This window comes from Pseudoxanthomonas spadix BD-a59 (genome assembly GCF_000233915.3).
GTDB lineage: Bacteria > Pseudomonadota > Gammaproteobacteria > Xanthomonadales > Xanthomonadaceae > Pseudoxanthomonas_A > Pseudoxanthomonas_A spadix.
The window spans coordinates 1,854,579-1,867,758 of sequence record NC_016147.2 but is presented as its reverse complement, the minus strand read 5'-3'; the positions used below and the strand labels follow the sequence as shown (position 1 = coordinate 1,867,758).

Below are 13,180 nucleotides of genomic sequence, written 5' to 3'. Positions count from 1 at the left end.
TGGTTGACCTGGCTGGCCCTGATCCTGGCTCATCCCGACTCCTATGCCCGCGCCGAGGCGGTGGTGTGGCGTTGGCTTGATCGCGGAAGGCCCTGCATTGCGGGCCTTTCGCGTTGTTGCGATGACGATCAGGTCAGCTGCGCCGATCGCGGTCCCACTTTCGCCCCGCCATGCGGCTTTCTTCGCAGCCAACTGGTGCGACGCGTCATGCAACAGGCCGCCGTGGTGGGTGAGAGGGCGCGTTTTGCGAACCATTGGTTCGCGCGCCCTCGAACGCCCTCGCGCACCGCGAGGGCCGGCTTGCGCCGGTTCCGGTGTCAGGCGGCCTTTTTTGCAGCCAACTGGCGCAGCACGTAATGCAGCAGGCCGCCGTGGCGGAAGTACTCCACTTCCTTCGGCGTCAGCAGCAGGACGCGGGCCTCGAACTTCACCTCGGAGCCATCGGCCTTCTTCGCCACGACCTGGGCGGTCCTGGAATCACCGTCGTTGAGCCCTGTGACATCGATGACCTCCGAGCCATCCAGCCCCAGCGACTGCGCATTTTCGCCCTCCTTGAACTGCAGCGGCAGCACGCCCATGCCCACCAGGTTGGAGCGGTGGATGCGCTCGAAGCTCTCGGCGATCACCGCCTTGATGCCCAGCAGGTTGGTCCCCTTGGCCGCCCAGTCGCGCGAGGAGCCAGTGCCGTACTCCTTGCCGGCCAGCACCACCAGCGGCACGCCGTCGGCCTTGTACTTCATCGCCGCGTCGTAGATCGCCAGCTTTTCCGGGCTGCCGCCGGCCTTGGGGTAGTACAGCGCGTTGCCGCCTTCCTCGCCGCCGAACACCAGGTTCTTGATCCGAATGTTGGCAAAGGTGCCGCGCACCATCACATCATCGTTGCCGCGCCGGCTGCCATAGCTGTTGAAGTCCGCCGGCTGGACGCCGCGGGCCAGCAGGAAGCGCCCTGCCGGCGAATCCTTCTTGATGTTGCCGGCCGGGGAAATGTGGTCGGTGGTGATCGAGTCGCCGAACACGCCGATGATCCGCGCGCCGTGCACGTCGTCGACCGTGCCCGGATGGGCCGACATGCCCTCGAAATAGGGCGGGTTCTTGATGTAGGTCGAGTCGGCGTCCCACACATACAGGCTGCCGTCGGGCGACTGGATGCTGTTCCAGCGGCTGTCGCCCTTGAACACGTCGGCATAGTTCTTCTTGAACATCTCCGGGCCAATGGTCCTGGCGATGAAGTCGCCGATTTCCTTGTTGGTCGGCCAGATGTCCTTGAGGTAGACGTCCTTGCCGTCGCTGCCCTTGCCCAGTGGCTCGCAGGTCAGGTCGATGTCGGTGGTGCCGGCGATCGCGTAGGCCACCACCAGCGGCGGTGAGGCCAGGTAGTTCATCTTCACTTCCGGATGCACGCGACCTTCGAAGTTGCGGTTGCCCGACAGCACCGAGGTCACCGCCAGGTCGCCCTCGGCGATCGCAGCCGATACATCGTCCGGCAGCGGACCGGAGTTGCCGATGCAGGTGGTGCAGCCGTAGCCGACCAGGTAGAAGCCCAGCTTCTCCAGATCATCCATCACCCCGGCTTTTTTCAGGTAATCGGTGACCACCAGCGAGCCCGGGCCAAGCGAGGTCTTGACCCACGGCGCGGCCTTGAGGCCCTTGGCCACCGCGTTGCGCGCCAGCAGGCCGGCGCCGAGCATCACCGCCGGGTTGGAGGTGTTGGTGCACGAGGTGATCGCGGCGATCACCACCGCGCCATCCTTGAGTTGCCAGCCCGAGCCGGTGTCGCCGGCCGGTTCGCGGTGGGCGGCTTCGGCGCCCACCGCGGTGCCGCCACCGCCCTCGTTGGCCAGGCGCTCTTCCTGCTTGAGGTCGCTGTTGCGCTTGTTCTCGCGCGCCTGGACGAGGGGCGCCACGCTTTGCCGATAGTTGGCCTTCATGTCGCTGAGCAGCACGCGGTCCTGCGGGCGCTTGGGGCCGGCCAGCGAGGGCTTCACTTCGCCCATGTCCAGGCGCAGGGTGGCGCTGTATCTGGCAGGGGCGCTGCCAGCGTCGTGCCACAGGCCCTGGGCCTTGGCGTAGGCCTCGACCAGGGCGATGTGGTTCTCTTCGCGGCCGGACAGGCGCAGGTAGTTCAGCGATTCCTGGTCGATCGGGAAGATGCCGCAAGTGGCGCCGTATTCGGGCGCCATGTTGCCGATGGTGGCGCGGTCGGCCAATGGCAGGTGCTGCAGCCCCGGGCCGAAGAATTCGACGAACTTGCCCACCACGCCATGCTTGCGCAGCATCTGGGTGATGGTGAGCACCAGGTCGGTGGCGGTGGCGCCTTCGGGCAGCTTGCCGGTCAGCTCGAAGCCGACGACCTGCGGAATCAGCATGGACGAGGGCTGGCCTAGCATCGCCGCCTCGGCCTCGATGCCGCCCACGCCCCAGCCCAGCACGCCCAGGCCATTGATCATGGTGGTGTGCGAGTCGGTGCCGAACACCGTATCGGGATAGGCGAACACCGTGCCGTCCTGCTCGCGGGTCATCACCACCCGGGCCAGATTCTCAAGGTTGACCTGGTGGACGATGCCGGTGCTGGGCGGGACGACCTTGAAGTTGTCGAACGCCTTCTGGCCCCAGCGCAGGAAGCTGTAGCGTTCCTTGTTGCGCTGGAACTCGATCTTGCCGTTGAGGTCAAGCGCGTCGGGGCTGCCGAACACGTCCACCTGGACCGAATGGTCGATCACCAGTTCGGAAGGAATCTGCGGATTGATCTGGTCGGCATTGCCGCCCAGCTTGACCACCGCATCGCGCATGGCGGCCAGATCGACCACGCATGGAACGCCGGTGAAATCCTGCAGGACCACGCGCGCGGGCATGAAGGCGATCTCGGTGTCCGGCTCGGCCTCCGGGTCCCAGGTGGCAACGGCCTGGATGTGCTCGGGGGTGACGCTGACGCCATCCTCGCAGCGCAGCAGGTTCTCCAGCAGGATCTTCATGGAGTAGGGCAGGCCGGTGATATCGAAGCGCTGGCCCAGGGTGGGCAGGCTGAAGTAGGTGTAAGAGGTCCCGGCCACGTCCAGCTGGCTGCGGGTCTTGAAGGAATCGCTCATGTCAGGCTCCTGTTCGATGTGACGTGCGCGGTGGGCATGACCGTCCGGCGCTGGCGGTCCGATGACCTAGGAGCCTGTCGGACTTTGGCCGGCCGGGCTGCAAATCCGGCTGTGCGGTCCATATTTCCGTCGCTTCTTGCCCCATAGAACCACTATGCGGCGGCGAATCGCCGAAAATCTGTCCTCGCGCAGCCGAATTTTCGCCTCGACCGCCAAAGCCCGACAGACTCCTTGCCTGTTCAGTATCCACGCCGCGGCGTGACAAACGGGTATCGGCCGCAGGGCACGGGCAGGACAATGTGGTCAGCGCCCAGTATGGAACGAGAAGTATGTATAATCCATGCATACTTCAAGAGGGCTTCCCATGGAAGCGACCGTCGCCGAGAGAGGTCAGATCACCCTGCCCAAGGCCGTGCGCGATGCGCTGGGCCTGACCAAGGGGACGCTGCTGAAAGTCGAGCTGGACGGCAGCCGGATCGTGTTGCGCAAGAGCGTGGACGATGCCATTTCCAGGGCGCGCGGGCGATTTGCGCTGGACGGGTTCGAATCGCCCGAGGCCGCCGTGCGCGCCACCGGCGAGCCGTCCAAGTCCTGAAGACGGACGCGACGTGATTGCCATCGATTCTGCCGTGCTGGTGGACCTGCTGGCCAACGGTCCGCAGGCCGACGCCGCCGAAGCCTGCCTGCGCCAGTGCCTGGCCAGCGGCCGTGTGGTGGTCTGCGATGTCACCCTGGCCCAAGTCTGCGGCGCGCTGCGCAATGGCGCCGAGGCGCTGGGCGTGCTGGAGGAAATGGGCATCCACTTCAGTGCGCTGGAGGCCAAGTCCGCGCTGCGCGCCGGGGAGATGCAGCGGCGCTATCGCCAGCGCGGCGGTGGCCCGCAGACGCTGCCCGATTTCCTGGTGGGCGCCCATGCCTTGCTCCAGTGCGACGCGCTGATCACCCACAGCCAGCCGTTCTACCGAGACTACTTCAAGGGCCTGCGGCTGATCGTGCCGCAGGCCTGACACTTCACCATTTCCATATTCGCACCTTCGTACCGGGAGTTTGATCATGTTGGAAGCCTATCGTCACCACGTTGCCGAGCGCGCCGCGCTGGGCATCCCGCCGCTGCCGCTGACCGCGCAGCAGACCGCGCAGGTCATCGAACTGCTCAAGGCCCCGCCGGCGGGCGAAGCCGCGTCTTTTGAACAGGATTTCCTGCTGGATCTGATCACCCAGCGCGTGCCGGCCGGGGTGGACGATGCTGCCAAGGTCAAGGCGTCTTACCTGGCCGCCCTGGCCTTTGGCACCGAGAAGAACGCCCTGATCAGCCGCGAGCGCGCCACCGAGCTGCTGGGCACCATGCTGGGTGGCTACAACGTGCACCCGCTGGTCGAGCTGCTGGATGACGCCGCCGTCGGCGCGATCGCAGCCGATGCGCTCAAGCACACGCTGCTGGTGTTCGACGCCTTCCATGACGTCAAGGACAAGGCCGACACCGGTAACGCCAACGCCAGGGCCGTGCTGCAGAGCTGGGCCGATGCCGAGTGGTTCACCAGCAAGCCGGAAGTGCCGGCCTCGATGACCCTGACCGTGTTCAAGGTGCCGGGCGAGACCAACACCGACGACCTGTCGCCGGCGCCGGACGCGACCACGCGCCCGGACATCCCGCTGCACGCCCTGGCGATGCTGAAGAACAAGCGCGATGGCGCGCCGTTCACTCCGGAGGAAGACGGCAAGCGTGGCCCGATCCAGCAGATCCTGGAGCTCAAGAAAAAGGGCCACCTGGTGGCCTACGTCGGCGACGTGGTCGGCACCGGTTCCTCGCGCAAGTCGGCGACCAACTCGGTGCTGTGGTGGACCGGACAGGACATCCCGTTCATTCCGAACAAGCGTTTCGGCGGCGTCTGCCTGGGCTCCAAGATCGCGCCGATCTTCTACAACACCATGGAGGACGCAGGCGCCTTGCCGATCGAGCTGGACGTGTCGCAGATGGAGCAGGGCGATGTGATCGAGCTGCATCCGTATGCGGGCAAGGCGCTCAAGGATGGCAAGGTCATTGCCGAGTTCCAGGTCAAGTCCGAGGTGCTGTTCGACGAGGTGCGCGCTGGTGGCCGCATTCCACTGATCATCGGCCGTGGCCTGACCGCCAAGGCGCGCGAGGCGCTGGGCCTGCCGGTGACCGACCTGTTCCGCCTGCCGCAGCAGCCGGCCGATACCGGCAAGGGCTACACGCTGGCGCAGAAGATGGTCGGCCGCGCCATCGGCCTGCCGGAAGGCCAGGGCGTGCGCCCGGGCACCTACTGCGAGCCGAAGATGACTTCGGTCGGTTCCCAGGACACCACCGGCCCGATGACCCGCGACGAGCTCAAGGATCTGGCGTGCCTGGGCTTTTCGGCCGACCTGGTGATGCAGTCGTTCTGCCATACCGCCGCCTACCCCAAGCCGGTGGACGTCAGGACCCACCACACCCTGCCGGAGTTCATCTCCACCCGTGGCGGCATCTCGCTGCGTCCGGGCGATGGAGTGATCCACAGCTGGCTCAACCGCATGCTGCTGCCCGACACCGTCGGCACCGGCGGCGATTCGCACACCCGCTTCCCGGTCGGCATCTCGTTCCCGGCCGGTTCGGGCCTGGTGGCCTTCGCCGCGGCCACTGGGGTGATGCCGCTCGACATGCCCGAGAGCGTGCTGGTGCGCTTCAAGGGCAAGCTGCAGCCGGGCGTGACCCTGCGTGACCTGGTCAACGCGATCCCGCTGTATGCGATCAAGGCCGGTCTGCTGACCGTGGCCAAGCAGGGCAAGAAGAACATCTTCTCCGGCCGCATCCTGGAGATCGAAGGCCTGCCGGAGCTGAAGGTCGAACAGGCCTTCGAGCTGTCCGACGCCTCGGCCGAGCGTTCGGCGGCCGGTTGCACGGTGCACCTGAACAAGGCGCCGATCATCGAGTACATCAACAGCAACATCACGCTGTTGAAGTGGATGATCGCCGAGGGCTACAAGGACCCGCGCAGCCTGCAGCGCCGGATCGAGAAGATGGAAGCCTGGCTGGCCGATCCGCAGTTGCTGGAACGCGACGCCGATGCCGAATACGCCGCGGTCATCGAGATCGACCTGGCCGACGTGCACGAGCCAATCCTGGCCTGCCCGAACGATCCGGACGACGTCAAGACCCTGTCCGAAGTGGCCGGCGCGACCATCGACGAAGTGTTCATCGGTTCGTGCATGACCAACATCGGCCACTTCCGCGCCGCCTCCAGGCTGCTGGAAGGCAAGCGCGACCTGCCGACCAAGCTGTGGGTGGCCCCGCCGACCAGGATGGACGCCGCCGAGCTGACCAAGGAAGGCCACTACGGCACCTTCGGCAGCGCCGGCGCGCGCATGGAAATGCCGGGCTGCTCGCTGTGCATGGGCAACCAGGCGCAGGTCAAGGAGGGCGCGACGGTGTTCTCCACCTCCACCCGCAACTTCCCCAACCGCCTGGGCCGCAACTCCAACGTCTACCTGGGTTCGGCCGAGCTGGCCGCGATCTGCTCGCGCCTGGGCCGCATCCCGACCAAGGCCGAGTACATGGAAGGCGTGGGCGTGCTGGATGCCAGCAGCAGCGAGATCTACCGCTACATGAATTTCGACCAGATCGAGGAATACCAGCGCAGCGAGGCAACCGCCGCCTGATCGGTCGACCGAGTCGCTAAGGAAAAAGCCCGGCAGCAATGCCGGGCTTTTTCGTGGGCGTTTGCCTGAAGGCGTGGTCGTTGCGGTCACGCGCCCAGCCATCCGCGGGCCGCCTGGACCATCGCCTTGCGTGAGAACACAAAGTCCCACAGGCTGCCGCCCAGCTGCCGCCACAGCACCGCCGCGCGTACCGCGGCCAGCAGGATCGCACGGATTTCCGAGACCACGCCCGGCTGGGCCAGGTAATGCGGATTGCCCTGGACCATCACCCGCGGGCGCAGGCGGCTGATGGTGTCGGCGTAGAGCGTGCCCAGCGCCATCAGCACATCCGGATGGGTGCTGCCGCGTTCGCTGGCCTGCGGTGCGATCGCCTCCAGTCCGCCGCTGACAGCCTTGACGGTATCGGTTTCGCGGATGAAGCGGCGCTCGACCTGCAGCACGGCCATCGCCAGGCGCGGCAGGGACGGGTCCTTGTTCTCACCGCCGAAGTAGTCGCGGACCAGGCGAAGCCCGGGCCCCAGGTTGGCGGCGCGGCCGTAGACCGCCTCGGTGGTCGCTGCGTCCATGCGGAACACGCTGTCCAGCACCGTGCCGGCTGCGCTGTTGTCCGACTGGCCGGTTTCGGCGATGCGCCGCACCTGGGCCAGGGCCTGGGCCAGCGCGGCCAGCGCCAGCACGCGTTCGGGCAGGGGCGCGCTCACGCCGCGCGCTCCTGCAGCCGCACTTCCAGCGGTGCATCGGTGCTGGCGATGACCGCCCCCCCGAGGCAGTCGTCGCCGTCATAGAGCACCACGGACTGTCCGGGGGTGACGGCGCGTTGCAGGCGTGCGAATTGGATATCCAGTGTTCCGTCCTCTTGTACGTGGACCGCGCAGGCCTCGGCGGCCTGCCGGTAGCGGGTCTGTGCGCTGCATTGCAGGCGCGCCGCCGGTGGGCTGCCGCCAATCCAGTGCATGGGCTCGCTGCGCAGCCGGGTGGACTGCAGGTAGGGGCTGGCCGTGTCCTGGTCGACGTAAAGCACGTTGCCCGCCACGTCCTTGCCGACCACGTACCACGGCGCGGCCGCGCGGCCACGCACGCCGCCGATGTTCAGGCCCTCGCGCTGGCCAAGGGTAAAGAAGAACACTCCCGGATGCTGACCGATGACCACACCGTCAGGGTCGCGCATCTCGCCAGTTCTTGCCGGCAGGTACTGGCCCAGGAACTGGCGGAAATCGCGCTCGCCGATGAAACAGATCCCGGTCGAATCCTTCTTGTCGTGGACCGGCAGCCCGGCCTGCCGGGCAATGCCGCGCAGGTCCGGCTTGTGCAGGTGGCCGATCGGAAACAGCGTGGCCGCCAGCTGCTCCTGGCCCAGCTGATGCAGGAAATAGCTCTGGTCCTTGCCGGGGTCGGCGCCGCGCAGCAGGTGCCAGCGCGCCCGGCGCTGCTCGACCCGCGCATAGTGGCCGGTGGCGATCTTCTCCGCGCCCAGCGCGCGCGCGGCATCGATGAAGTGCTTGAACTTCACCTCGCGGTTGCACAGCACGTCCGGATTGGGCGTGCGGCCAGCGGCATACTCGGCCAGGAAGTGGGCGAACACCCCATCCCAGTATTCCCTGGAGAAATCACGGAAGTGGAAGGGGATGCCCAGCCGCCCGCAGACCGCGACCGCGTCGCGGCGATCGTCCTCGGCCCGGCAGTTGCTGGCCGCTCTCGGGGCCCGACCGCCAGAGGCGGCGGGAGTGCCGGAAGTGCCGGAAACGCCAGGTGCATCTTCCGGCCTGCCTTCAGCGCCACTCGCGCTGTCCTGCGCATCACCACCGTCCGCCCAGTTCTGCATGAACAACCCGGCCACCGGCTCGCCAGCGCGCACCAGCTGCAGGGCGGCCACCGACGAATCCACGCCGCCGGACACGCCCACCACGATCCGCGGCGTGCTCATGCCAGCTGGCTCAGGGCCGAAAGCGGATAGCGCCGCCCGGCCAGGTAGTCGGCCACTACCCGCCACACCAGTGGGCTGCGATGGCGGGCGTGGGCCTTGTGCAGCTCGTCGGGCGTCATCCAGAGCGCGCGCACGATGCCTTGGTCCAGCGCCAGCGCCGGATCGTGCGACACCGGTTCGGCGGCAAAGGCAAAGCGCAGGTAATGCCGGCCGGTCTGCGCCTTCCACTGGTAGGCGCCGACGAAATGGCGCAGACGTACCGTCCAGGCGCTCTCCTCCCGGGTCTCGCGCAAGGCGGCGTCGAGCAGGCTCTCGTCCGGTTCCAGATGGCCGGCCGGCTGGTTGAGCACCAGCCGGCCTTCGGCGTGTTCCTCGACCATCAGCAGCTTGCCGCCGTGCGCCACGATGGTGGCCACGGTCGTGTCAGGTTGCCAGAGACGCGCGTTTTCGAACGTCATCGCGGACGTGCCATCAGGAAGATCGGTCCGATATTGGGACAGTTGCACATAAATCCATTGCGCGTGCAGTGGCGGTGGGCGTTCTCATCGTGCAAATTGTGCGTGCGCAGACCCGGCCCGTCCAATCCGTATAATTGTTCCATGCCCCGTACCCCCCAACATGAGCACGAGCACGGCGTTCTGGTCGAAGCCGGCAAGCCGGAAGTCGTACCGCCGCCGCTCTATCAGGTCCTGCTGCTCAATGACGACTACACGCCAATGGATTTCGTCATCTCCGTGCTGCAGCAGTTTTTCAACATGGACCTGGAGAAAGCCACCCAGGTGATGCTGCACGTGCACACCCGCGGCCGTGGCGTGTGCGGCGTCTACACGCGCGAAGTGGCAGAGTCCAAGGTGGCCCAGGTGAACGAGTTTTCCCGGATGAGCCAGCACCCGTTACTGTGTACGATGGAACAAACCTGATCCCTTACCTCGCCCGGCCCACCGCCGGCTGAACACAGCAATCCAGACCCGCTGTGGAAATTCCCGCTACAGGCCGCATATCGTTGGCAACAGCAGTTGGGAGCCATTCCATGTTTAGCAAAGACCTCGAGCAGACCATCGGCCAGTGCTACAAGCGTGCCCGCGAGGCGCGCCACGAGTTCATGACCGTCGAACACCTCCTGCTCGCATTACTCGACAGCCCCTCCGCCCAGGCGGTCCTCAAGGCCACTGGTGCCGATACCGCCCGCCTGCGCGCGGACCTGGACCAGGCAGTGGAGGCCTCCGTGTCCCGCCTGGCCGAGGACGACGGCCGCGATACCCAGCCCACCCTGGGCTTCCAGCGGGTCCTGCAGCGGGCGGTCTACCACGTCCAGTCCTCGGGCAAGAAGGAGGTCACCGGCGCCAACGTGCTGGTGGCGATCTTCGGCGAAAAGGACTCCCACGCGGTCTATTTCCTCAACCAGCAGGATGTGACCCGGCTGGACGTGGTCAACTACCTGTCCCACGGCATTGCCAAGCAGGGCGACGGCGAGCCGCAGGGCTCGGGCGAGCCGGGCGAGGGCAAGGCCGAGGCGGGTGAGGGCGAAGCCAAGAGCGACGCCCTGACCGAATACGCCAGCAACCTCAACGAGGCCGCGCGCAACGGCAAGATCGACCCCCTGGTCGGCCGCGCCGAGGAGATCGAACGCACCATCCAGGTCCTGTGCCGCCGGCGCAAGAACAATCCGCTGTACGTGGGCGAGGCCGGCGTGGGCAAGACCGCCCTGGCCGAAGGCCTGGCCAAACGCATCGTCGACGGCGAGGTGCCCGAAGTCCTGGAGGACGCGGTCATCTACTCGCTGGACCTGGGCGCGCTGGTGGCCGGCACCAAGTACCGGGGCGATTTCGAAAAGCGCCTCAAGGCGGTCCTGTCGGCGCTGAAGAAGGTGCCCCACGCGGTGCTGTTCATCGATGAGATCCACACCATCATCGGGGCCGGTTCGGCCTCGGGGGGCACCATGGACGCCTCCAACCTGATCAAGCCGGCCCTGGCCTCGGGCGAGCTGCGCTGCATCGGCTCGACCACCTTCCAGGAGTACCGCGGCATCTTCGAGAAGGATCGCGCCCTGGCCCGTCGCTTCCAGAAGATCGATGTGGTCGAGCCGACCATCGCCGAGACCTACGAGATCCTGCTGGGCCTCAAGCCCAGGTATGAAGCGCACCACAACGTCAGCTATGCCGACGACGCGTTGCAGGCAGCAGTGGACCTGTCGGTCAAGCACATCGGTGACCGCCTGCTGCCGGACAAGGCGATCGACGTGATCGACGAGGCCGGCGCCCGTCAGCGGCTGCTGCCGGAGGAACGGCGCAAGAGCCTGATCGACGTCGAGGAGATCGAGACGATCGTGGCCAAGATGGCGCGCATCCCGGCCAAGCAGGTCAGCGCGACCGACAAGGACGTGCTGCAGCACCTGGAGCGCAACCTGAAGATGGTGATCTTCGGCCAGGATCCGGCGATCCAGTCACTGGCCTCGGCGATCAAGCTGGCGCGCAGCGGCCTGGGCAATCCGGACAAGCCGATCGGCAATTTCCTGTTCGCAGGTCCCACCGGCGTGGGCAAGACCGAGGTGACCAAGCAGCTGGCCATGCAGCTGGGGATCGAACTGGTCCGTTTTGACATGTCCGAATACATGGAGCCGCATTCGATCAGTCGCCTGATCGGCGCGCCTCCGGGCTATGTCGGGTTCGACCAGGGCGGCCTGCTGACCGAGAAGATCGTCAAGACCCCGCACTGCGTGTTGCTGCTGGACGAGGTGGAAAAAGCCCACCCGGACATCTTCAACATCCTGTTGCAGGTCATGGACCGGGGGGTGCTGACCGACACCAATGGCCGCGAAGCCAACTTCAAGAACGTGATCCTGGTGATGACCACCAATGCCGGTGCCGCGCAGGCCTCGCGCCGGTCGATCGGCTTCACCAAGCAGGACCACTCCACCGATGCGATGGAAGTGATCCGGCGCGGCTTCACCCCGGAGTTCCGCAACCGCCTGGATGCGATCGTGCAGTTCCAGGCGCTGGGCTTCGATCACATCCTGCGGGTGGTGGACAAGTTCCTGATCGAGCTGGAAATGCTGCTGCACGACAAGCACGTCACGCTCTCGGCCACGCCGGAAGCACGCGACTGGCTGGCCCAGCATGGTTTCGACCCGCAGATGGGTGCCAGGCCGATGGCGCGCGTGATCCAGGACAAGATCAAGCGCCCGGTGGCCGACGAGTTGCTGTTCGGCAAGCTCATCAACGGCGGCAAGGTCAGCATCGATGTCAAGGACGACGAGCTGGTGGTGACCACGCAGTCCGAGCCGGAGCGGCTGCTGCCGGCGACGGTCGAGTGATCCGGCCTCGCCTGAGGTAAGTGCGTGAAAGGCGGCGCAAGCCGCCTTTCACGTGTGTGGGCATCGGGCTGGAACAGGCGAGGGCGCGACATCGCCCAACGCAAAAAGGCAGCCAGGGCTGCCTCTCGTGAACGAGCCGCGCGGGCGGCTTATTTCATGCGGTAGGTGATGCGGCCCTTGGTCAGGTCGTAGGGCGTCATCTCGACCTTGACCTTGTCGCCGGTGAGGATGCGGATGTAGTTCTTGCGCATGCGGCCGGAGATGTGGGCGATGATCTCATGACCATTTTCCAGCTTCACCCGGAACATGGTGTTGGGCAGCGTCTCGGTGACGGCGCCTTCGAATTCGATTGAATCGTCTTTCGACATGGAAGCCTGCTGGGAGTGCGGCAACGGAAAGCGCTGCCGGCGAAGCCGCGCATTATACCCCGCTGCGCTCGGTATCGCCAAATTTGCGTTAAACGCCTGCCAGCGTGGAGGCGGCAAGGTCGCCGATCCGGGCGGTCCAGGCCTGGGCAGGTGCGTCCAGCGCCACCTGCCGGTCAACCAGCGCCAGGAATCGCTCGCGCCGCCATTGCTCGGCGCCCATGCGGCGCAGGTGGTCGTTGTCGACCTGGGCATCGATCAGCGGCCAGCCCCATCCGGCCAGGATCCGCGCAAGCCCGGCGAGGGCTGCCTTGGAGCCGCCGGAAACCGCGCTGAACATGCTTTCGCCGAAAAACATCTGGCCGATGGCCACGCCGTAGATGCCGCCGACCAGCGCCTGGCCGTCCCAGACCTCCATCGAATGGGCATGGCCGAGGCGATGCAGGGCGGTATAGGCATCCAGCATCCGAGGCGTGATCCAGGTGCCGTCCTGGCCGGGTCGCGGCGCGTGGGCGCAGGCGCTCATCACCTGCGCAAACGCGGTGTCGGCGCGCAACACCCAGTTGCTGGTGCGCAGCTGGCGCCGGAAGCGCGCACTCAGGTGCACGCGGTCGGTGCCGAACACGGTGCGCGGATCCGGCGACCACCACAGCAACGGCTGGCCCTGCGAGTACCAGGGAAACACGCCGGCGCGATAGGCGTTGAGCAGGCGCTGCGGCTCCAGGTCACCGCCGATCGCCAGCAACCCGTCCGGCTCACGCAGCGCCAGGCGTGGATCGGGGAAGGGCGCATCGGCCGAAGGATCCAGCAGGAACGGCAGCCGCCGGCGCATGCG

General features: G+C 66.5%; 11 protein-coding genes. 5 read left to right on the top strand and 6 right to left on the bottom strand.

Going from position 1 to position 13,180, the window contains the following annotated elements; genetic code table 11:
* Positions 1–317 precede the first annotated feature (317 nt).
* Positions 318–3,086, bottom strand: a complete 2,769-nt coding sequence (acnA, locus tag DSC_RS08340; protein WP_014160720.1) for an aconitate hydratase AcnA — start codon at positions 3,084–3,086, stop codon at positions 318–320.
* Between the two features lie 364 nt (positions 3,087–3,450).
* Between acnA and DSC_RS08335 the strand changes: the two genes are divergently transcribed.
* Genes DSC_RS08335 through acnB form a run of 3 tightly spaced genes read left to right on the top strand, consistent with a single transcriptional unit; the run spans position 3,451 to position 6,743 of the window.
* Positions 3,451–3,681: an AbrB/MazE/SpoVT family DNA-binding domain-containing protein gene (locus tag DSC_RS08335; RefSeq protein ID WP_014160719.1), complete on the top strand. Its 231-nt coding sequence runs from the start codon at positions 3,451–3,453 to the stop codon at positions 3,679–3,681.
* 13 nt (positions 3,682–3,694) lie between these two features.
* Entirely contained in the window at positions 3,695–4,093 is a 399-nt protein-coding gene (locus DSC_RS08330; RefSeq protein WP_014160718.1) for a type II toxin-antitoxin system VapC family toxin, read from the top strand.
* A 46-nt stretch (positions 4,094–4,139) separates the two neighbouring features.
* Complete coding sequence (acnB, locus tag DSC_RS08325; protein ID WP_014160717.1) at positions 4,140–6,743, top strand: bifunctional aconitate hydratase 2/2-methylisocitrate dehydratase; 2,604 nt, start codon at positions 4,140–4,142, stop codon at positions 6,741–6,743.
* 86 nt (positions 6,744–6,829) lie between these two features.
* Here acnB and hflD read toward each other — a convergent pair whose 3' ends face one another.
* Genes hflD through DSC_RS08310 form a run of 3 tightly spaced genes read right to left on the bottom strand, consistent with a single transcriptional unit; the run spans position 6,830 to position 9,125 of the window.
* On the bottom strand, positions 6,830–7,444 hold the full coding sequence (hflD, locus tag DSC_RS08320) for a high frequency lysogenization protein HflD (protein WP_014160716.1): 615 nt from the start codon (positions 7,442–7,444) through the stop codon (positions 6,830–6,832).
* The gene (mnmA, locus tag DSC_RS08315) at positions 7,441–8,667 is read right to left on the bottom strand and encodes a tRNA 2-thiouridine(34) synthase MnmA (RefSeq protein WP_014160715.1); all 1,227 of its coding nucleotides are present in this window, start codon (positions 8,665–8,667) and stop codon (positions 7,441–7,443) included. Before mnmA ends, hflD begins: the two co-directional genes overlap by 4 nt.
* Positions 8,664–9,125 (bottom strand): NUDIX hydrolase, encoded by a 462-nt coding sequence (locus tag DSC_RS08310; protein ID WP_014160714.1) that lies wholly within the window; start codon positions 9,123–9,125, stop codon positions 8,664–8,666. The genes mnmA and DSC_RS08310 overlap by 4 nt, the downstream gene beginning before the upstream one ends.
* Positions 9,126–9,266: 141 nt before the next feature.
* Between DSC_RS08310 and clpS the strand changes: the two genes are divergently transcribed.
* The gene (clpS, locus tag DSC_RS08305) at positions 9,267–9,587 is read left to right on the top strand and encodes an ATP-dependent Clp protease adapter ClpS (RefSeq protein ID WP_014160713.1); all 321 of its coding nucleotides are present in this window, start codon (positions 9,267–9,269) and stop codon (positions 9,585–9,587) included.
* Positions 9,588–9,697: 110 nt separating this feature from the next.
* The gene (gene clpA, locus DSC_RS08300) at positions 9,698–11,980 is read left to right on the top strand and encodes an ATP-dependent Clp protease ATP-binding subunit ClpA (protein WP_014160712.1); all 2,283 of its coding nucleotides are present in this window, start codon (positions 9,698–9,700) and stop codon (positions 11,978–11,980) included.
* A 149-nt stretch (positions 11,981–12,129) separates the two neighbouring features.
* Here clpA and infA read toward each other — a convergent pair whose 3' ends face one another.
* Together infA and aat are read right to left on the bottom strand one after the other, a co-directional pair.
* A complete protein-coding gene (infA, locus tag DSC_RS08295) occupies positions 12,130–12,348 on the bottom strand; it encodes a translation initiation factor IF-1 (RefSeq protein WP_014160711.1) in 219 nt (72 codons plus the stop codon).
* Between the two features lie 88 nt (positions 12,349–12,436).
* The gene (gene aat, locus DSC_RS08290) at positions 12,437–13,177 is read right to left on the bottom strand and encodes a leucyl/phenylalanyl-tRNA--protein transferase (RefSeq protein WP_014160710.1); all 741 of its coding nucleotides are present in this window, start codon (positions 13,175–13,177) and stop codon (positions 12,437–12,439) included.
* Positions 13,178–13,180: the final 3 nt, after the last annotated feature.

What these genes read in the sequence shown, in the direction of transcription:
- acnA (WP_014160720.1), bottom strand. Translation starts at nt 3,086, where the DNA reads ATGAGCGATTCCTTCAAGACCCGCAGCCAGCTGGACGTGGCCGGGACC.
- DSC_RS08335 (WP_014160719.1), top strand. Translation starts at nt 3,451, where the DNA reads ATGGAAGCGACCGTCGCCGAGAGAGGTCAGATCACCCTGCCCAAGGCC.
- acnB (WP_014160717.1), top strand. Translation starts at nt 4,140, where the DNA reads ATGTTGGAAGCCTATCGTCACCACGTTGCCGAGCGCGCCGCGCTGGGC.
- mnmA (WP_014160715.1), bottom strand. Translation starts at nt 8,667, where the DNA reads ATGAGCACGCCGCGGATCGTGGTGGGCGTGTCCGGCGGCGTGGATTCG.
- DSC_RS08310 (WP_014160714.1), bottom strand. Translation starts at nt 9,125, where the DNA reads ATGACGTTCGAAAACGCGCGTCTCTGGCAACCTGACACGACCGTGGCC.
- clpS (WP_014160713.1), top strand. Translation starts at nt 9,267, where the DNA reads ATGCCCCGTACCCCCCAACATGAGCACGAGCACGGCGTTCTGGTCGAA.
- clpA (WP_014160712.1), top strand. Translation starts at nt 9,698, where the DNA reads ATGTTTAGCAAAGACCTCGAGCAGACCATCGGCCAGTGCTACAAGCGT.
- infA (WP_014160711.1), bottom strand. Translation starts at nt 12,348, where the DNA reads ATGTCGAAAGACGATTCAATCGAATTCGAAGGCGCCGTCACCGAGACG.
- aat (WP_014160710.1), bottom strand. Translation starts at nt 13,177, where the DNA reads ATGCGCCGGCGGCTGCCGTTCCTGCTGGATCCTTCGGCCGATGCGCCC.